This window comes from Actinomadura sp. NBRC 104412, from assembly GCF_030269515.1.
Classification (GTDB): domain Bacteria; phylum Actinomycetota; class Actinomycetes; order Streptosporangiales; family Streptosporangiaceae; genus Spirillospora.
The window spans coordinates 1-17,019 of the sequence record NZ_BSTM01000021.1 but is presented as its reverse complement, the minus strand read 5'-3'; the positions used below and the strand labels follow the sequence as shown (position 1 = coordinate 17,019).

Genomic DNA, 17,019 nt, shown 5'->3' with positions numbered 1-17,019 from the left:
GTGGTCATCGTAGTCAGACGGCGGGCGGCAGAACCTCCCATGACCACGGATGATCCACGTTATCCCAGGTCAAAAGGGGTGATTCGGTCAGGTCCAGCGGGCGGAGCGGTGCCGCGCGGCCTTCCTCACGTACGAGTCCGGCGTGTGTTCGAGGACGAGCCGGTCGTCCTCGCCGAGCTCGCGGACCACCTTGCCGGGCACGCCGGCGACCAGCACCCCCGACGGGATCTTCTTGCCCGGCGGCACCAGCGCCCCGGCGGCGACCAGCGTCCCGGACCCGATCCTGGCGCCGTTCATGACGATCGCGCCGATCCCGATGAGCGAGCCCGTCTCCACGTGGGCTCCGTGCACCATGGCCTTGTGGCCGAGGCTGACCCGGTCCTCCAGGACGGCCGGGGTGCCGGGATCGGCGTGCAGGCAGCACAGGTCCTGGATGTTGCATTCGTCGCCGACCACGATCTCCTCGTCGTCGCCGCGCAGCACCGACCCGTACCAGACGTTGGACGCGCGCCCCAGCGTCACCCGGCCGACCACCACCGCACCCGGCGCGACCCACGCCTCAGGGTGGATCCTCGGCGCGTCTTCGCCCAACGCTCCGAGATAGCTCGTACCGTTCTCGATGCCGCCCTCGCTCATGAGGCCGATGGTAGGGGGCGGCGGAACCCCGTTCCGCAGAGGGGTGCCCGGCGGGGCCCGGCAGGCGGGCCGCCGGTAGGTTGCCCCATGGCCGTAGGCGCGAAATGTCCCAAAATCGTGTGACTTCGAGCCGTGGTCCGGACGAAGAAACTGCAGCGAGAAGAGGCATTCCGGTTGCGCGAATGGGGTGGACCGGACAAGAGTCGACCCTGGATGTTCAAGTTGAGACGGAGCCCGCCGTGACGCCCGCGGCCGTGTCGCCCGGACACGCGTGGCGCCCGGACGGTCCCGGCCCTGTAAGAGCCTGTCCCGCACTGCCAGTACTGGTTCCAGACCCGGTGCTGTCTCCGACCCTGACGGGGTGATATCCCCGCCAACGACCCCCAAGGCACCATGAGCAACGAAGCCGAGATCCTGCCGAACCTCCTCCGCGAGGAAACCTTCGAGATCGTCATGCGCGGCTACAACCGCCGCCAGGTCGACGAGTACATCGCCCGCAGCCAGAACCAGATCCGCGAGCTGGAGACCAGGCTCGCCCGCGCCCTCGACGACGTCGAGCGCACCCGCCGGGAGATGGCCGAGGTCCGCGAGGCCCGCAAGCCCACCGGCGACGATCTGTCCGACCGGCTGCGGCAGATCATCAACCTGGCCGAGGACGAGGCCAAGGACAAGGTCGCCGAGGCCGAGAGCAAGGGCGCGCAGATCCGCAAGGACGCCGAGGCCGAGTCCAAGCGGATCATCGAGGAGGCCCGCGCGCACGCCGACCGCGACCTCGCGCAGGCCGAGCAGAAGGCCGAGCAGGTGCTGGCGGCGGCCAAGAAGGAGTCCGACAGCGTCCTGAACACCGCCACCCAGGAGGCCGAGCACATGGTGACCAGCGCCCGGCTGGAGGCCGAGCGCACGCTCACCACCGCCGAGCGCCGGGCCAGCGTGATCAACGAGGGCGCCACCCAGCGGCTCACCCAGCTCACCAAGAACCACACCCAGGCGCTGCAGCGGCTCACCGAGATCAGCGAGACCCTGGTGCGGCTGCTGACCGCCGAGAACGAGGCGGGCCCGCTGGAGAAGATGGTCGAGGACGCCGTCCGGCAGCACTCCGGCCCGCCACCGTCGGCGCCGCAGCGCAAGGCCCCCGCGCCCTCCGCCCAGGCTCCGGCGCCCAAGCAGGCGGCCCCGGCGTCCACGCCCGCCGCCCCCGCCAAGCACGCCGCCGCCCAGTCGCCGTCCCCGGCTCCGTCGGCGTCGTCTTCGTCGCCTTCGTCGCCGTCCTCGGGTACGCAGGCCCCGTCAGGGCCCAGGCACGCGGCCCCGTCGCCATCCGCGAGCTCGCCGTCCGGCGGGCAGCCGTCCGCGCCGTCCGGCCCCTCTCAGGGGCCGCTCTCCGGTCCCGGGACCGGCTCCGCGCCCGGCGAGCAGCACCCGCTGAAGAAGGCCGAGTCCACGCTGATCGACAAGCCGGGCCCGCAGATCCCGACCCAGCCCAAGAGCGCCCCCGCGGCCGACCCGGGCGACCCGGACGACGGTCCGCTGCCCCCGTCCAGCCGCGGCACCCACGGTGGCGGCCACGGCGAGACGCACTGACACCACGCCACACACGGTGTGCGGTGCCCGGTGATCAACCGGGCACCGCACACGCGTTTATGGGCTCTTCGCTGCTTCTATAGGCTTTTCGGGTGAGCAAGCCGGAAGCGGTCCGTGGGCGGGGCACGGTGCGTCCCGTCCGGCGGCTGGGCGACCCCGTTCTGCGCACCGAGTGCGACCCCGTCCGCGCGTTCGACGCCTCCCTGGAACGCCTCATCGACGACATGTTCGCCTCCATGTACGACGCGAACGGCGCCGGGCTCGCCGCCAACCAGATCGGCGTCCCGCTGCGGGTCTTCGTCTACGACTGCAAGGACGACGAGGGACGGCGCCACGTGGGCCACGTCGTCAATCCCACGCTGGTCGCGGCGGACGGCGACACGCTGGAAGAGCCGGAGGGCTGCCTGTCCCTCCCCGGCCTCAACTTCCCCACGCCCCGGTACGCGCACGCGGTGGTCGAAGGCGTCGATGTGAAGGGCCGGCCGGTCCGCGTCGAGGGCACCGGCTACTTCGCGCGTTGTCTGCAACATGAGACGGGGCATCTGCGCGGCCAGGTCTACATCGACGTCCTGTCCGGTGAGGCCCGCCGCGAGGCCATGCGCGCCATCCGCGGCGGCCGCCTCTGACCCGCCGGGACGTCAGGACCAGCGGCCGGAGCGCTGGCGCTTGATCTCGGAGCGGCGGCGCTTGTTCTCCAGGCGGCGTTCCTTGATGGCCCGGGGCACCTTCCTGGGGATCCGCTTCTTCGGCGGGGGCGCGATGGCGTCCGAAAGGACCGAGACGAGGCGGGCGCGGGCCGCGTCGCGGTTGCGGGCCTGCGAGCGGTACTCCTCGGCCCGGATCGTCAGGACGCCGTCCGACAGCCTTCCCGCCAGGCGCTCCAGCGCCCGCCGTTTGTACGGCTCGGGCAGCGAGGGCGAGCCGGCGACGTCGAAGGACAACTCGGCCGCGGTCGCGCTGGTGTTGACGTGCTGGCCGCCCGGCCCCGAGGAACGGGAGAAACGCCAGCGCAACTCGGACTCCGGGATGGAGACCGAGCCGCGTATGGGAAGGTTGCCGGGCATATCCCGATTATCCCCGCTGCCCGTGGATCATGCCTTCCCATTTCCAGCGGCATGACCCCTCGGCCGACCCCACGGCAACGCCCGGTGGCCCCAAGAACGCGAACTGGCGGCCATGCAAGGCCCCCTTGACCCCGCATAGCCGCCGCTTCCTTACCCCGGGCTCGCGCCGCGGTCTTGGAGGTTGGCCGGAGTGATCCGTGCTAGCCGGAGTGGTCTGTGCTAGCCGCCCTGGATGATCGACTGGGCGGCCTTGCGGGCGTCGTTGATCGGGATCGCGAAACCCACCCCGATGTTGCCCGAGTCGTTGCCGGACGTGGCGATCGCGGTGTTGATACCGACCACCTGACCGGCCCCGTTGACCAGCGCCCCGCCCGAGTTGCCCGGGTTGATCGCCGCATCGGTCTGGATGGCGTTGGCGATCACGCTGCTCTCTCGCTCGGTCAGCCGCTGGCGCAGGAACGGCGGCACCTGCTGCGGCCCGTCGTCCTCCTGGACGTGCCGGCCCAGCGCGCTGACGATGCCCGCGGTCACCGAGCCGTCGAGGCCGAGCGGGCTGCCCACCGCCAGCACCGTGTCGCCCACCGCCAGCGCGTCGCTGTTCCCCAGCGAGGCCGGCTTGAGCCCCGACACCCCCGACACCTTGACCACCGCGATGTCGATGTCGTCGGAGGCGCCGACGACCTCGGCAGGCGCGGTCCGGCCGTCGCTGAATTTGACGGTGACCCGGTCCGCGTCCGCGATGACATGGCGGTTGGTCATGATCGTCCCGTTGGCGTCGATGACGACGCCGGACCCGCCGGAGGTGCCCGCCCCCGACAGGGCCGTGATGGAGACCACGCTCGGCTGCACCGCCGCCGCGACCTGCGCGATCGAGGCCCCTTGCCGCACCCCCGTCACCGGTGCCGAGCTGCCCACGACGGGCTCGTCACCGTTCAGCGCGATCGCGGCCGCCGCCCCGACGCCTCCGGCGCCGAGCGCGATCGCCACCACCGCTGCCGCCGCCGCGGCCTTCCGGCGCAGCCCCCATCCGGTGTACGCGGGGGGAGCGGCAAGGACGCCGGTGGATCCGTACCCCTGCCCCTGCCAGGCGCCGTAACTGGGCGCGTGGCCACCGTGGGGCGTGTGGGGGGCCGGTCGCCCCTGTGGACCGGCCCACCGCTGCCCGCTCTGGTGCGGTTCCTGCCCCTGCGGCGGTTCCTGTTCGTTCGGAAATTCGCTGTTCATGCGATCCCCCTGACCTCTCACCTTCAGGATGTCCACTCCATCTGCAACCGGCCTGGAATCAACCTGAAAGTCCGCTGAATACCTGGAAGTCCGGATCAACCAGCCAGGACGCGTCCTTGGAGCGCGCGGGCTCAGGTGGCGAGCGGCAGGACGACACGGAAGACGGCTCCCTCACCTGGGGCCGAGTCCACCTCGACGCGTCCCTCGTGCGCCGCGACCAGCGCCGCGACGATGGCCAGGCCGAGCCCGGTGCTGCCGTCCTCACGGCCCCGGGACGGGTTGGCTCGGTAGAAGCGTTCGAAGACCCGCTCGGCCTGTTCCGGTGACAGCCCAGGCCCCTCGTCGGCCACCTCGCACACCACCGCGGGCGCCGTCCCCAGGGATCCGGGCTGCAGCCGTACCATCACCTGCGTGCCGGGCGGGGTGTGGGTGACCGCGTTGGTCAGCAGGTTGCCGAGCACCTGCCGCAGCCTCGGCTCGTCCCCGAGCACCTGGTACGCCACGCCGCCCTCGACCGACAGATCGATCGGATGCTCGGACGCGACCATGCGGGCCTCCTGGACCGCGTCGGCGGCGACCGCGAGCAGGTCCACCGGGGCCTTCTCGATCGGGCGCTGCTGGTCGAGCCGGGCGAGCAGCAGCAGATCCTCCACCAGGAGGCCCATCCGCTCGGCGGTCTCCTCGATCCGACCGATCAGCCGGTCCAGCTCCTCGGGGGTACGGGCGGCGCCCTGCCGGTAGAACTCGGCGAAGCCACGGATCGCGGTGAGCGGCGTCCGCAGCTCATGGCTGGCATCGGCCACGAACCGCCGCATCCGCTCCTCCGAGCGCCGCGCGGTCTCCTCGGATCGGCGCGCGTTCTCCTCGGACCACCGCGCCGCGGACTCCGACTGCGCGCGCGCCTGGAACGCCGACTCGATCTGCGCGAGCATGCTGTTGAGCGAGCGGCCGAGCCGTCCGACCTCGGTACGGGAGTCGGCCTCCGGCACCCGCTGGGACAGGTCGCCCGCCGCGATCGCCCCGGCGGTCTGCTCGATCGCCGCCAGCGGGCGGAGGCTGGCCCGCACCACCCAGACCCCGGCCGCGGCCAGCGCCGTCACCACCACCAGGCCCACGATCACATCGATCACGATCAGCCGGTTGACGGTGCGCTCGACCTCGTCCAGGCTCAGCCCGAGCACCACGAGACCGCCTTCGGGCAGCGGCTGCGCGATCACCCGCCAGGGCGCGCCCGAGCCGGCCTGGGACGGGACGGTGAACGGCTCCCCCAGCCGCCGTTCCAGGTCGGCGGGCAGACGGGGGCTGCCGGAGGCGGCGAACGGCGGGATGTAGTCGACCCGGCGCCCGGCCTCGTTCTCCACCATCACGAACATCTCGGCGGGCACCCGCACCCGCTGGGCGGGCAGGCCGCGCTGCCCGACGATCTCGTCGACCACCCGTTCGGTGTTGGTGACGAGCTGGTCGTCGGACCGGCCGACCAGGTACTGGCTGAGCACCGAGACGCTGGCGCCGCTCATCACGGCCAGGCCGAGCGCGACCAGCACCAGCATGCCCGCGATCAGCTTGACCCGCAGCGGCGTGCGTCCGGGCAGTGCGCGCAGCGCCTCGAACGCCATCAGCGCCTGTCCGGCGGCAATCGCAGCACGTACCCCACCCCCCGCAGGGTGTGGATCAGCCGGGGCTCGGTGTTGTCGACCTTGCGGCGCAGCGCCGAGACGTACGACTCGACGATGCCGACGTCGCCGCCGAAGTCGTAGTTCCACACGTGGTCGAGGATCTGGGGCTTGGACAGCACCCGGCCGGCGTTGGCCATCAGGTAGCGCAGCAGCTTGAACTCGGTCGGCGACAGTTGGACGGGACGCCCGCCGCGCCACACCTCGTGGCTGTCCTCGTCCAGCTCGATGTCGGCGAAGACCATCCGCGGCGTGGGTTCGCGGGCGCCGCCCCTGACCCGCCGCAGCACGGCCCGGATCCGCGCGATGACCTCCTCCAGGCTGAACGGCTTGGTGACGTAGTCGTCGCCGCCGATGGTCAGCCCCTTGATGCGGTCCTGGACGGCGTCGCGGGCGGTGAGGAACAGCACCGGGGTGTGGTCGCCGCCCGAGCGCAGCCGCCGCGCCACGTCGAACCCGTCGATGTCGGGCAGCATCACGTCCAGCACGATCAGGTCGGGCCTGCGCCGCCGCGCCGCCTGCACCGCGTCCGCCCCGTTGGTCGCGGTGATCACCTCGAAGCCGGCGAAGCGCAGGCTGCCGGCCAGCAGCTCCAGGATGTTCGGCTCGTCCTCGACGACGAGCAGCAGCCCTTCGGGCGTCCTGCCCGCGTTCGCCGCGCGTTCCGCCACGGTCAGCCCTCCTCCGCCATCCTCACCGAGGGTGTCAGCCGTTCCTGAAAGCCCGCTGAAGATGCCCTGAGCCTTACCAGGAAACCCGAAGAGGTGGCGTGAACGCGAACGGCCCGCCCTCCGAAGAGGACGGGCCGCCGGGCCGAACGAGCTTCCCCACTCGCCGACTCCGATCAAGGATACTCCGGGACGGCCCCGTGTCGTACTCCCTTGGCGTCATCGGCATGCCGTTTTCGGCGGAGCGGGTCAGCCCGTGAGGGTCATTCGCCCTTCCAGACCGGTTTGCGCTTCTCGGCGAAGGCGGCCGGTCCCTCCTGGGCGTCCTTCGAGGTGAACACGGGCAGGGTGATCTCGCTCTGCTTCCGCCACATCTCGGTGGAGTCCCAGTCCGCGGACTCCACGATGATCTTCTTGGTGGCGGCCAGTGCCAGCGGGGCGTTCTCGGCGACCTGGAGCGCCAGTTCCCTGGCCCCGGCAAGCGCCTCCCCCGGCTCGGTGAGCCGGTTGACCAGGCCGAGCTGCGCCATCCGCTCCGCCGGGTACTTCTCGCCGGTCAGCGCGATCTCCATGGCGATGTGGAACGGGATGCGCCGGGGCAGCCGCAGCAGCCCGCCCGCGCCGGCGACCAGGCCGCGCTTGGGCTCGGGCAGCCCGAACTGGGAGTCCCGCGCGGCCACGATCAGGTCGCAGCTCAGCGCCAGCTCGCAGCCTCCGGCCAGCGCGTAGCCCTCCACCGCGGCGATCAGCGGCTTGGCCGGCGGGCGCTCGGTGATCCCGGCGAACCCGCGGCCCTCCACGATCGGGTTGTCGCCGGTCAGGAACCCCTTGAGGTCCATGCCGGCGCTGAACGTGCCGCCCGCGCCGGTCAGAACGCCGATCGACAGGTCCTTGCGGGAGTCCAGCTCCTCGGCGGCGGCGGCCAGTCCCTGCGCCACCGCCCCGTTGACGGCGTTCCTCGCCTCAGGACGGTTGATGGTGATGATGAGGACGGCGCCCTGTTCCTCGGTCAGTACTGCGTCGGTCGCTGTGTCGGTCACCTCGGTGCCTCACTTCGGCTGGAAGCGGATGCCGCCGTCGAATCGGATGGTCTCGCCGTTCATGTAGTCGTTCTCGATGAGGGACTTCACCAGGTGCGCGAACTCCGACGCCTTGCCCATCCGCTTGGGGAAGGGCACCGGCGCGTACAGCTTGGCCTTGAACGCCTCGGCGGCCTCGCCCTCGCCGTAGATGGGGGTGTCGATGATGCCGGGGCAGATGGTGTTGACCCGGACGCCGATCGCGGACAGGTCGCGGGCGGCGGGCAGGGTCATGCCGACGATGCCGCCCTTGGAGGCGGAGTAGGCGATCTGGCCGGTCTGGCCCTCCAGCGCCGCGACCGACGCGGTGTTGATCACCACGCCGCGCTGCCCGTCCTCGTCGGCGGGCTCGGTCTTGGCGATGGCGGCGGCGCCGATCCGCATCAGGTTGAAGGTGCCGATCAGGTTGATCCGGATGACGCGCTCGAAGTCGCCCAGGGGGTGCGGCGTGCCGTCCCTGGCCACGGTGCGGGCCGCCCAGCCGACACCGGCGCTGTTGACGATGACGCGCAGCGGGGCGCCGGTGTCGACGGCGGCGCGCACGGCGGCCTCCACCTGGGCCTCGTCGCCGACGTCGGTTTTGACGAACACGCCGCCGATCTCGTCGGCCAGCGCCTTGCCCTTGTCCTCGTTCAGGTCCGCGACCACGACCTTGACGCCGTCGGCGGCCAGTTCGCGTGCGGTGGCGGCGCCTAGGCCGCTCGCTCCACCGGAGATGACGGCGGACACTCCGTTCAGGTCCATAAGCAGCACCTTACGTGAGACCGAATATGGTTCGGGAGATGTTACCCAGGGGTCACGATACGGGTGGTGTTTGCCCCCTCGCCTCCCGGGCATGCGCGTCCCGAACACGTCCCGCACCACGCGTCCGGCGCGCGTCCGGACGCGGACAGGAGGCGACGATGAGCGAGCCACCCGCACAGGAGCAGCCTTACCCGGGCCGCACCGCCGACATGACCCCCGAGCCGCGGGACGAGATGCGCGACTACGAGGGACGCGGCCTGCTCGGCGGACGACGCGCGCTGATCACCGGCGGTGACTCGGGGATCGGCCGGGCGGTGGCGGTCGCGTTCGCCAAGGAGGGCGCGGACGTCGCGATCACCTACCTCAGCGAGGACGACGACGCCCGGCACACCGCGGCGCTGGTCGAACGGGAGGGCCGCCGCTGCTTCACCATCGGCGGCGACCTGGCCGAGGAACGGCACGCCCGGGAGGCCGTCGTCCACGCGGCCCGCGACCTGGGCGGCCTGGACGTGCTGGTGCTGCACCACGGCACGCAGACGCCGGTCAAGGACGTCCGGGACATCGACGACGCGCAGTTGCGCCGCACCTTCGACGTGAACACGCTGTCGCTGTTCTGGATCGTCCAGGAGGCGCTGGACCACCTCGGCGACGGGTCCTCGATCGTGTTCACCGGCTCCATCAACGGGCTGCGCGGCAACAAGAGCCTGATCGACTACTCGGCCAGCAAGGCCGCCGCGATGACGTTCGCGCAGTCGCTGGCGCAGAACCTGCTCGGCCAGGGGATCCGGGTGAACTGCGTGGCGCCCGGCCCGGTGTGGACGCCGCTGATCCCCGCCACCTTCGACGAGCAGAGGGTCGAGGGGTTCGGCGGCCAGTCGCCCATGGGACGGGCGGCCGACCCCGACGAGGTGGCGCCGTCCTACGTGTTCTTCGCCGCCAACAGGCTGTCGTCGTACTACACCGGCCAGACCTTGGTGCCCGCGGGAGGGGAGATCCACCCCGGCTGACCGAAGGTGGCCCGAAGCAGCACGGGAGGTGGGGGACGTGCGGCGCAGTGACCCCTCCGAGCCCGGCCTGACCCGGCGGCGGCACGGCCGCGGCTTCCGCTACCTCGGCCTGGACGGCTGCACCCCGGCCGACCCCGAGCAGGTACGGCGGATCAAGGAGCTGGTCATCCCGCCCGCGTGGAGGGACGTGTGGATCTGCCCGGACGGCGACGGCCACATCCAGGCCGTCGGCATCGACGACGCGGGACGGCGCCAGTACATCTACCACGCCGAGTGGCGGGCGCGGCGCGACCGCGAGAAGCACGACCGGGTACTGGACCTGGCCGCCCGGCTGCCCGCGGTCCGGGCCGTCCTCGCCGGCCACATGGCCGGACGCGGCTTCACCAGGGAACGGGTCCTGGCCGCCGCGGTCCGGCTGATCGACCTCGGCTTCTTCCGGGTCGGGGGCGAGGAGTACGCCGCCGAGAACGGCACGTTCGGGGTGGCCACCGTGCTGCGCGAGCACGTCCGCTGCCGCCGCGACGTGGTGATCTTCGAGTATCCGGCCAAGGGCGCCAGGGAACGGCAGCAGGCGGTGGCCGAGGAGGAGGTCCGCCGGGTGGTCAACGGGCTCAAACGCCGCCGCGACCCCGGCCCCGAACTGCTCGCGTACCGCAACCGGGACGGCGCCTGGCACGACGTGCTGACCTCCGACATCAACGACTACATCCGCGAGGTGACCGGCGGTGACTTCACCGCCAAGGACTTCCGTACCTGGCACGCCACCGTCCTTGCGGCGGTGGGCCTGGCGGTGTCGGTGCCGCGGGCCGGGGACGGCGAGCGGCGCAGGGCGCGGGCGGTGACCCGGGTGGTCCGGGAGGTGGCGGGCTACCTGGGCAACACCCCCGCCGTGGCGCGCGCCTCGTACATCGACCCCCGCGTCATCGAGCTGTACGAGCGGGGCGAGACGATCGCGCCCGCGCTGACCGAGCTCGGGGTGGACGCCGAGGCGGGGGAACTCGCGACACAGGGCCCGGCGGAGCAGGCCGTGCTCGACCTGCTCCGCCCGGACGGGTGAACGACCACCGGACCGCCCCCTCCTGCGCGATCCGCCGGCCGTTCACATTGCGGGTGGTTTCCGGGCTGGATGTGGGTCATGTGGACCCTGTGCCGTTAACGTCCGGGAAGGCCCGCGGGTTCAGCTCGCGCCGACGGTGCACGCCCCTTCTCCCGCGGATTCGGTGAGCCCGTCGAGGGCGTAGACTGTGTACGCCTGTTGGAGCACCGGCATGGCGACGTTGCGGACCCGCACCCCGCCCGGCGTCTCGCCCTTCTCGGTCCCCTTGTGCGCGTGCCCGTGCACCGCCAGCGTGACGTCCGCGCAGTCGATCGCCTCGGCCATCAGGTAGCTGCCCAGGAACGGGTAGATCTCCAGGGGCTCGCCGGCCAGGGTGTCCTCGACCGGCGAGTAGTGAGTCAGCGCGACCCGGACGTCGGCGTCCAGGCCCAGCAGCGCGGTGCCGAGCCGTTCGGAGAACTCCTTGGTGTGCGCGATGAACGCCTTCATCTCGCGTTCGCCGAAGTCGCTGCAGCACTTGCCGGCGAAACCGCCGCCGAAGCCCTTGCCGCCCGCCACCCCGAGCCGGAACCCGTGGCAGTCCACCACGACGCCCTCACCCTCCACGACGGTGATCCCCGCGTCCCGCAGCATGGCGGTGATCTCGTCCTGGGCGTCGGAATGGTAGTCGTGGTTGCCCAGCACAGCGATCACCGGAAGGCCGAGGTCGCGCAGCTCGTCGGCGACGACCCGGCCCTCCTCGACCGTGCCGTGCCTGGTCAGGTCGCCGGCCACCAGCAACGCCTCGGCGTTGCCCGCCAGCCGGCCGAGCCGCGCCCGGTACGTCCCGGCCGCATCGGGCCCCAGGTGCAGGTCGCCGACCGCGGCCAGCCGGATCATGACAGCGTCTCCTCACCGTCCGGCTCCCGCATCGCGGTCACCGTCACCTCGTTGCGCACGGTACGTCCCTCCGCGCAGACCCGCGCGGCCTCCTCGACCTGGCGCCGCCGCTCCTCGTTGACCACCTCACCGCGCAGGTAGATCACCTCACCCCTGACATCGACCTGGATGCCCAGCTCGTGCGTCCTGGAGGCAAGCCTCTCCTGGATGTGCGCGGACACGTAGTCGGACCGGTCCTGGAAAGCGTCGCTCACAGGAATCCCCCCTCGATGACACCGAGCCTGGCCAGCAGCGTGAGGAAGGCGTAGGCGTACGGGGAGTCGGCCGTCTCCTTGCCGACCTGCGGCCAGTCGACCTGCTCCCGCAGCGCCCGGCAGACGTGCAGGTACTCGCTGAAGTCGCAGGCGGTCTCGGTGAACGCCAGCAGCCGCATGACCACCAGGTCGGTGGCGGGCAGCACCGGCATCAGCACGGCCGCGACCGACATCCGCTCCGCCCGGCCCAGCAGCGCGTCGTCCACGGGACGGCCGGACGGGGTGTGGATCAGGTCGATGGTGTGGTCGCCGTCGATGGCCTTGACCAGCCAGTTCTCGGGGATCCGGCGGCGTCGCATGCCCACGGCCTCCAGCGCCTCCAGCGCCGGCTCGGCGTCGCGGGGGCGCAGCGCGAAGTCCACATCGTGCGTCGACACGGCGGCGCCGCGCATATGCGCGGCGAACCCGCCCGCCAGCGCGAACTCGATCCCGGCCTCCTCCATGGCGGCGGCGGCCCGTCTCAGGCTGTGCAGCAGGCCCTCTTCGACCGTGCCCGGCCCGGATGCCGTGACCGCCCCGGCGCCGGTTCGGATGTGCTCGTCGCCCACGACCTCCCCTGCCTCATCGCTTCGCCGTGGCGGTACCCGGTGAGGCGGGGGTCATTCGGTTCGCCCGCCCGTGATTCGCCCCCGCCACGACGCTCAGTAGAGCGCCCGGTACGGGGCGGGCGGAGCCGGCGTCCTGCCGAGGCAGGTGGCGATCAGGTCCTCGACCGAGCACCACGCCGGCCTGCGCACCGGCACGTATCCGGACGGGACCCCGGCGTTGGCGATCACCGACCGATAGGCGGGCACGGCGTCGGTCGGCCTGCGCCGCAAGGACGGGTCGGCCTGCACGTCCACCGTGTAAAGGCCGAAACGGGGACGGTAACTCCCCCATTCGTAATTGTCGGTGAGGCTCCAGTAGTTGTAGCCCATCACCTGCACGCCCTCGCCGATGGCCCGCTGCACCCAGTACAGGTGGTCGCGGAGATGGTCGGCCCGCGTGTACCCGTCCGGACGTGGTTTCCCGTCATCGGTCGGCATGCCGTTCTCGACGATGTAGACGGGAAGGTGCGGCAGCCGCCGCTGGTAGTTCTTCAGGACGTAGTACAGCCCTTCCGGCTCCGGGTCGATCCTCCAGTACTCGCCCGTCGCGGCGTGAACGGCGGTGAGGTTCTCCAGGCTCGCGCCGTAGTAATAGTCGATCCCGATGAAATCGAGCTTGTCGGTGACCTCGTTGAACAGCGCGGCGTCGAACGCGCCGTTGACGATCGAGCCGTAGGCGACGTTGCTCGACACCGGCGCGCCCGGATCGACCTCGTGGATCATGTCGTACGCGGCGCGATGGGCCCTGATCAGCGCCTGGCGCATCGCGATGACCTGAAGCGGCCCCATCGGGCGCTCCAGCGTCTCGTGCAGCAGGTACTGGCTGGCCTCGTTGAACGTGATCCAGATGACGCCCTGGCCGCGGTAGCGCTCCACCATGAACCGGGCGTGCCGCAGCCAGTCGGACACGGTACGCGGGTTCGCCCACGCCCCCTGGTCGGCCACCCAGCCCGGATGCACCCAATGGTCGAGGGTCAGCATCGGCCGCATTCCGGCGGCGCGGATCCGGCGCACCAGATCGTCGTAGTAGGCGAGTTCCGTCTCGTCCCTGACACCGCGCCGCGGCTCGATCCGCGCCCATTCGAGGGACGTACGGAAAACGTTCACGCCAAGACCACGGGCCAGCTCGATATCGCCGGGATAGCGGTGCCGGAAGTCGACCGAGTCGCCGTACGGGGTCTTGCCCCTCGCGTACCGCGTCCAGTTGCTGTCGGGAAACGACCCCTCCGCCTGGAAACCGGACGTGGACACCCCGAAGAGGAATCCGGAAGGGAATCTCGCGATTCCCGCGCCCTCCGCGGAATGGGCCGGAGTCATCACGGCCACCGCCACGGTGACGGCGCCCACGATGACCAAACGGATCCTGCCGAAAGCGGACCCACCGGACACGCGATCTCCTCAGGAAGCGGGGCGGCTTGATCGGATCACAAACGACAAGGGACCCGTTGTCAAGACCCGGGCTTCTCGGCCAGCAGCGCGTACACGGTGGTGGCGTGGGCGTACGGCTCGTGACCCCCCTCGACCGTCATCACGATGTCGGCGAAGGCCATCGTCCGTCCCAGCTTGGTGAGTTCCACCGAGACCAGCACGTCCTTCCCCACGACCGGCCGCAGGAACATGGTGTTCTGCTGGACGGTGGTCATCGGGACGAACCCGCCGCGCGCCGCCGACACCGCGACCACCATGGCCGTGTCCGCCGCCGCCATCAACGCCTGCCCGGACATGCCGCCGCCCTCCCGCGCCAGCCGGTCCGACCACGGCAGCCGCAGCACGGCGCCCCGCTCCCGCACCCTCTCCACCGTCAGGCCGAGATCCTGGACCCACGGCGCGAAGTTCTCCCGCAGGATCCTGTCGCCGTCCTCAGGCTTCATCGTCACCCCGCCATCATGCACGCTGGAGCCATGCGCGAGGAGATCTTCCTGCCCACCACCTACGCCGCGGGCGTCCCGTACGAGACGTTCCGGACACTGCGCGCGGAGGCCCCGGTCTGCCGGATCCCCGAGCCCGCCGTCGGCGCCTGGCCCGCCGGACCCGGCTACTGGGGCGTCTTCCGGCACGCCGACGTCAAGCACGTCCTGCGCACGCCGGAGATCTTTTCCTCCCACCTGGGCGCCACCCAGATCCGCGACCCCGACACGCCCGAGGACCTGGAGTTCGTCCGCGCGATGATGCTCAACCAGGACCCTCCGGACCACTCCCGCCTGCGCCGCATCGTCGCCTCCGCGTTCACACCCCGCGCCGTCCGCGCCCTTGAGGCCACCATCGAGGACCGCGCCCGCACCCTGATCGGGTCCGCCCGCGGCGACGTCGACTTCGTCGAGGTCGCCGCCGACCTGCCCGTCTGGACGCTGGCCCACATCATGGGCGTCCCGTCCTCCGACCGCCGCCTCCTCTACGACTGGGCGTCCCGCGTCATCGGCTACCAGGACGCGGAGTACGCGGACCTCTCCTCAGCCACCGCCGACCCCCTGAGCCCCATGGCCCGCACCGCCCTGCGCCAGCGCCCCTCGACCCTTCTCCGCCCCGACGGCCGCCCCATGAACCCCCGTTCCAGGGCCGCCCTCCGCGACATGTTCGCCTACGCCCACGCCCTGGCCGACGCCAAGCGCGACGCGCCCGGCGACGACATCATGTCCCGCATGCTCACCGGCGGCCTCTCCGACGCCGAGTTCGAGAACATGTTCTTCCTCTTCGCCGTCGCCGGGAACGAGACCCTCCGCAACGGCATCCCCGGCGGCCTCCTCACCCTCCTCGAACACCCCGCCCAGTTCGCCCTCCTCCGCTCCGACCCGTCCCTCCTGAACCCGGCCATCGAGGAGATGCTCCGCTACTGGCCCCCCGTCATGGACTTCCGCCGCACCGCCACCCAGAACGTCAGACTCGGCCCCGCCTCCCTCCGCGCCGGCGACAAGGTCGTCGTCTACCACGCCTCCGCCAACCGCGACGAGACCGTCTTCGACTCCCCCGACACCTTCGACATCACCCGCACCCCCAACGACCACGTCAGCTTCGGCTTCGGCCCCCACTTCTGCCTGGGCGCCCACCTGGCCCGCGTCCAGATGCGAGCCATCTTCCGCGAGCTACTCCCCCTCACCATCACCCAAACCGGCCCCCCGGTACGCCTGGCCTCCAACTTCCAGAACGGCCTAAAGCACCTGCCCGTCCACCTGACCAGTAACCCCGATGCGAACACCCGTCCGCTCTCGATACCCTGACCCTGCGGGTCGCTAGCTCAATTGGCAGAGCTCCGGACTTTTAATCCGTAGGTTGTGGGTTCGAGTCCCACGCGACCCACCCACCCTGACCTGGGCAAACCCAAGTTTCGCCCGGTATGCCCCCCGCCAGGTTTGCCCCACTTCGTTCCCGTGCCGGCTCGCTGCGAGCTCGCGGGGCCAATCCGGGGATGATCATGGCCTCGACCGCTGTCGAGCTTAGCCTCTCGGAGGCCCTGGCCCGACGGGCAACTCGGCGTGGTCCTGGTTGCACTCGCGACGAGCGCGCTACGCCTCGTTCCTGTAGGTCCGGTGGGTGGGATGGACCAGGACGACCGCACAGTCAGGGTTGGCTTTGAGACGCCACTGGCCGTCGCGGCCAGGGATCGGTTCCAGGGGGCGTGCGGCGATCTCGATGGTTGTCTGGTCGAGGGTGCCGTGTTCGGTCGAGCCTTCGGCGCTGATACTGACCTTGCACTCGGGTGTCTTGCCCGTGGTGTGCACGGGCGCCCACTTGGCCAGAGGGTGTCCGGTCCCCCATTCGCAGAGTGCCGCGTGGCCAGGGCGGAGGAGATGTTCCCGATCAAGGTAGGTCTCGCCGCGTTGCCCCACGACCGGAGGGATGGTGATTGTCTCGTTCGGTAGGAGCTCGGACGTGCCCTCGATAAATCTGCCTTCGCCATGGAAGCGGATTCGTGCAGTGCTGTTTCCCTCGTTGATGACCAAGGCACGGGCGATGAGCCAGAGGAGACGTTCGCCGTCTTCGGGGAAGTTGTAGTCCCGCTGGTTGGCGTCGGCCGCGGCGTGGAGGGACATCGCGTCGAATAGTCGTTGCTGGTTGCGGTTGGGCATGGAGGTGCGGTCGATGCTGAGACGCGGTGGCCACTGGACCGGCTCAGGCAGCACGACGACACGCGGAGCCTGTTCGTCGATCCGTACGCGTGCCGCTTCTCGCACGGCGTCCTGCGCGGCGTCGGCAGATCGTGCGGCCTCTCGCACGGCGTCCTGCGCGGTGTCGGCGGCGCGCATGGCGATCTCCAGAGCGTCCGTGCTGATCTTAATCTGCCGGCGAAGACCCCAGAGCTGGTAGACGGCGAAGCCGACCAGGAGGGTGGCGACAACTGCGGAGAGCACAGTTCCGAGATGTGACCACTGCTCGAGAGAGAATGAGCTTCCCCCCGTTCACCGGACACCTGTCCTGAGGTCACCGGCGATCATCAGGAAGGATGTTCGTCATGCCGTCACCACACCCGCCCGAGTTCCGGCGCCGCGCGGTCGAGCTGGCCCGCCAAGG

At 70.9% G+C, this 17,019-nt stretch carries 18 protein-coding genes and 1 tRNA gene; 6 read left to right on the top strand and 13 right to left on the bottom strand.

Translation table 11 applies throughout. From position 1 onward, the window contains the following. Positions 1 to 87: 87 nt before the first annotated feature. A complete protein-coding gene (locus tag QSK21_RS24010; RefSeq protein ID WP_285699073.1) occupies positions 88 to 636 on the bottom strand; it encodes a gamma carbonic anhydrase family protein in 549 nt (182 codons plus the stop codon). 393 nt (positions 637 to 1,029) lie between these two features. Here QSK21_RS24010 and QSK21_RS24005 point away from each other — a divergent pair, with 393 nt between their 5' ends. Both QSK21_RS24005 and def read left to right on the top strand, forming a co-directional pair. After that, on the top strand, positions 1,030 to 2,217 hold the full coding sequence (locus QSK21_RS24005; protein WP_285699072.1) for a DivIVA domain-containing protein: 1,188 nt from the start codon (positions 1,030 to 1,032) through the stop codon (positions 2,215 to 2,217). Between the two features lie 92 nt (positions 2,218 to 2,309). Continuing rightward, positions 2,310 to 2,843, top strand: coding sequence for a peptide deformylase (def, locus tag QSK21_RS24000; RefSeq protein ID WP_285699071.1), 534 nt, complete (start codon positions 2,310 to 2,312; stop codon positions 2,841 to 2,843). Between the two features lie 12 nt (positions 2,844 to 2,855). Here the strand turns inward: def and arfB are convergent, their stop codons facing one another. The 6 genes from arfB to QSK21_RS23970 form a co-directional block, all read right to left on the bottom strand. Beyond that, complete coding sequence (arfB, locus tag QSK21_RS23995) at positions 2,856 to 3,281, bottom strand: alternative ribosome rescue aminoacyl-tRNA hydrolase ArfB (protein WP_285699070.1); 426 nt, start codon at positions 3,279 to 3,281, stop codon at positions 2,856 to 2,858. 219 nt (positions 3,282 to 3,500) lie between these two features. Further along, positions 3,501 to 4,505 (bottom strand): S1C family serine protease, encoded by a 1,005-nt coding sequence (locus tag QSK21_RS23990; protein ID WP_285699069.1) that lies wholly within the window; start codon positions 4,503 to 4,505, stop codon positions 3,501 to 3,503. A 131-nt stretch (positions 4,506 to 4,636) separates the two neighbouring features. Next, a complete protein-coding gene (locus QSK21_RS23985; protein WP_285699068.1) occupies positions 4,637 to 6,121 on the bottom strand; it encodes a sensor histidine kinase in 1,485 nt (494 codons plus the stop codon). Next, positions 6,121 to 6,849, bottom strand: coding sequence for a response regulator transcription factor (locus QSK21_RS23980; protein ID WP_285699067.1), 729 nt, complete (start codon positions 6,847 to 6,849; stop codon positions 6,121 to 6,123). Before QSK21_RS23980 ends, QSK21_RS23985 begins: the two co-directional genes overlap by 1 nt. Before the next feature lie 260 nt (positions 6,850 to 7,109). Continuing rightward, positions 7,110 to 7,886: a crotonase/enoyl-CoA hydratase family protein gene (locus QSK21_RS23975; RefSeq protein WP_285699066.1), complete on the bottom strand. Its 777-nt coding sequence runs from the start codon at positions 7,884 to 7,886 to the stop codon at positions 7,110 to 7,112. A 9-nt stretch (positions 7,887 to 7,895) separates the two neighbouring features. Further along, positions 7,896 to 8,669 carry an SDR family NAD(P)-dependent oxidoreductase gene (locus QSK21_RS23970; protein ID WP_285699064.1) on the bottom strand — a complete coding sequence of 258 codons (774 nt, stop codon included), beginning with the start codon at positions 8,667 to 8,669 and terminating at the stop codon, positions 7,896 to 7,898. Positions 8,670 to 8,827: 158 nt separating this feature from the next. Between QSK21_RS23970 and QSK21_RS23965 the strand changes: the two genes are divergently transcribed. Next, positions 8,828 to 9,676, top strand: coding sequence for an SDR family oxidoreductase (locus QSK21_RS23965; RefSeq protein WP_285699063.1), 849 nt, complete (start codon positions 8,828 to 8,830; stop codon positions 9,674 to 9,676). Positions 9,677 to 9,713: 37 nt separating this feature from the next. Next, positions 9,714 to 10,733, top strand: coding sequence for a DNA topoisomerase IB (locus QSK21_RS23960; RefSeq protein ID WP_285699062.1), 1,020 nt, complete (start codon positions 9,714 to 9,716; stop codon positions 10,731 to 10,733). Positions 10,734 to 10,853: 120 nt separating this feature from the next. On the opposite strand, the gene QSK21_RS23955 is transcribed toward QSK21_RS23960, so the two are convergent. The 5 genes from QSK21_RS23955 to QSK21_RS23935 all read right to left on the bottom strand — a co-directional run bounded on the left by QSK21_RS23955 (position 10,854) and on the right by QSK21_RS23935 (position 14,384). Next, positions 10,854 to 11,612, bottom strand: coding sequence for a metallophosphoesterase family protein (locus QSK21_RS23955; RefSeq protein ID WP_285699061.1), 759 nt, complete (start codon positions 11,610 to 11,612; stop codon positions 10,854 to 10,856). Further along, positions 11,609 to 11,866: a BON domain-containing protein gene (locus QSK21_RS23950; protein ID WP_285699060.1), complete on the bottom strand. Its 258-nt coding sequence runs from the start codon at positions 11,864 to 11,866 to the stop codon at positions 11,609 to 11,611. The genes QSK21_RS23955 and QSK21_RS23950 overlap by 4 nt, the downstream gene beginning before the upstream one ends. Beyond that, a complete protein-coding gene (locus tag QSK21_RS23945) occupies positions 11,863 to 12,474 on the bottom strand; it encodes a nucleotidyltransferase family protein (RefSeq protein ID WP_285699058.1) in 612 nt (203 codons plus the stop codon). The genes QSK21_RS23950 and QSK21_RS23945 overlap by 4 nt, the downstream gene beginning before the upstream one ends. Positions 12,475 to 12,567: 93 nt before the next feature. Next, a complete protein-coding gene (locus QSK21_RS23940; RefSeq protein WP_285699056.1) occupies positions 12,568 to 13,902 on the bottom strand; it encodes a glycoside hydrolase family 1 protein in 1,335 nt (444 codons plus the stop codon). A 59-nt stretch (positions 13,903 to 13,961) separates the two neighbouring features. Next, positions 13,962 to 14,384 (bottom strand): PaaI family thioesterase, encoded by a 423-nt coding sequence (locus tag QSK21_RS23935; protein ID WP_285699245.1) that lies wholly within the window; start codon positions 14,382 to 14,384, stop codon positions 13,962 to 13,964. A 30-nt stretch (positions 14,385 to 14,414) separates the two neighbouring features. On the opposite strand from QSK21_RS23935, the gene QSK21_RS23930 reads away from it, so the two are divergent. Both QSK21_RS23930 and QSK21_RS23925 read left to right on the top strand, forming a co-directional pair. Continuing rightward, the gene (locus QSK21_RS23930) at positions 14,415 to 15,728 is read left to right on the top strand and encodes a cytochrome P450 (protein WP_285699055.1); all 1,314 of its coding nucleotides are present in this window, start codon (positions 14,415 to 14,417) and stop codon (positions 15,726 to 15,728) included. 6 nt (positions 15,729 to 15,734) lie between these two features. Next, positions 15,735 to 15,807: transfer RNA gene (locus QSK21_RS23925), tRNA-Lys, on the top strand. Positions 15,808 to 16,013: 206 nt separating this feature from the next. Here the strand turns inward: QSK21_RS23925 and QSK21_RS23920 are convergent. Next, entirely contained in the window at positions 16,014 to 16,859 is an 846-nt protein-coding gene (locus QSK21_RS23920; RefSeq protein ID WP_285699054.1) for a hypothetical protein, read from the bottom strand. Positions 16,860 to 17,019: the final 160 nt, after the last annotated feature.

Coding starts and splice junctions, on each gene's coding strand:
- QSK21_RS24010 (WP_285699073.1), bottom strand. CDS start 636: ATGAGCGAGGGCGGCATCGAGAACGGTACGAGCTATCTCGGAGCGTTG.
- QSK21_RS24005 (WP_285699072.1), top strand. CDS start 1,030: ATGAGCAACGAAGCCGAGATCCTGCCGAACCTCCTCCGCGAGGAAACC.
- arfB (WP_285699070.1), bottom strand. CDS start 3,281: ATGCCCGGCAACCTTCCCATACGCGGCTCGGTCTCCATCCCGGAGTCC.
- QSK21_RS23990 (WP_285699069.1), bottom strand. CDS start 4,505: ATGAACAGCGAATTTCCGAACGAACAGGAACCGCCGCAGGGGCAGGAA.
- QSK21_RS23985 (WP_285699068.1), bottom strand. CDS start 6,121: ATGGCGTTCGAGGCGCTGCGCGCACTGCCCGGACGCACGCCGCTGCGG.
- QSK21_RS23970 (WP_285699064.1), bottom strand. CDS start 8,669: ATGGACCTGAACGGAGTGTCCGCCGTCATCTCCGGTGGAGCGAGCGGC.
- QSK21_RS23965 (WP_285699063.1), top strand. CDS start 8,828: ATGAGCGAGCCACCCGCACAGGAGCAGCCTTACCCGGGCCGCACCGCC.
- QSK21_RS23955 (WP_285699061.1), bottom strand. CDS start 11,612: ATGATCCGGCTGGCCGCGGTCGGCGACCTGCACCTGGGGCCCGATGCG.
- QSK21_RS23935 (WP_285699245.1), bottom strand. CDS start 14,384: ATGAAGCCTGAGGACGGCGACAGGATCCTGCGGGAGAACTTCGCGCCG.
- QSK21_RS23930 (WP_285699055.1), top strand. CDS start 14,415: ATGCGCGAGGAGATCTTCCTGCCCACCACCTACGCCGCGGGCGTCCCG.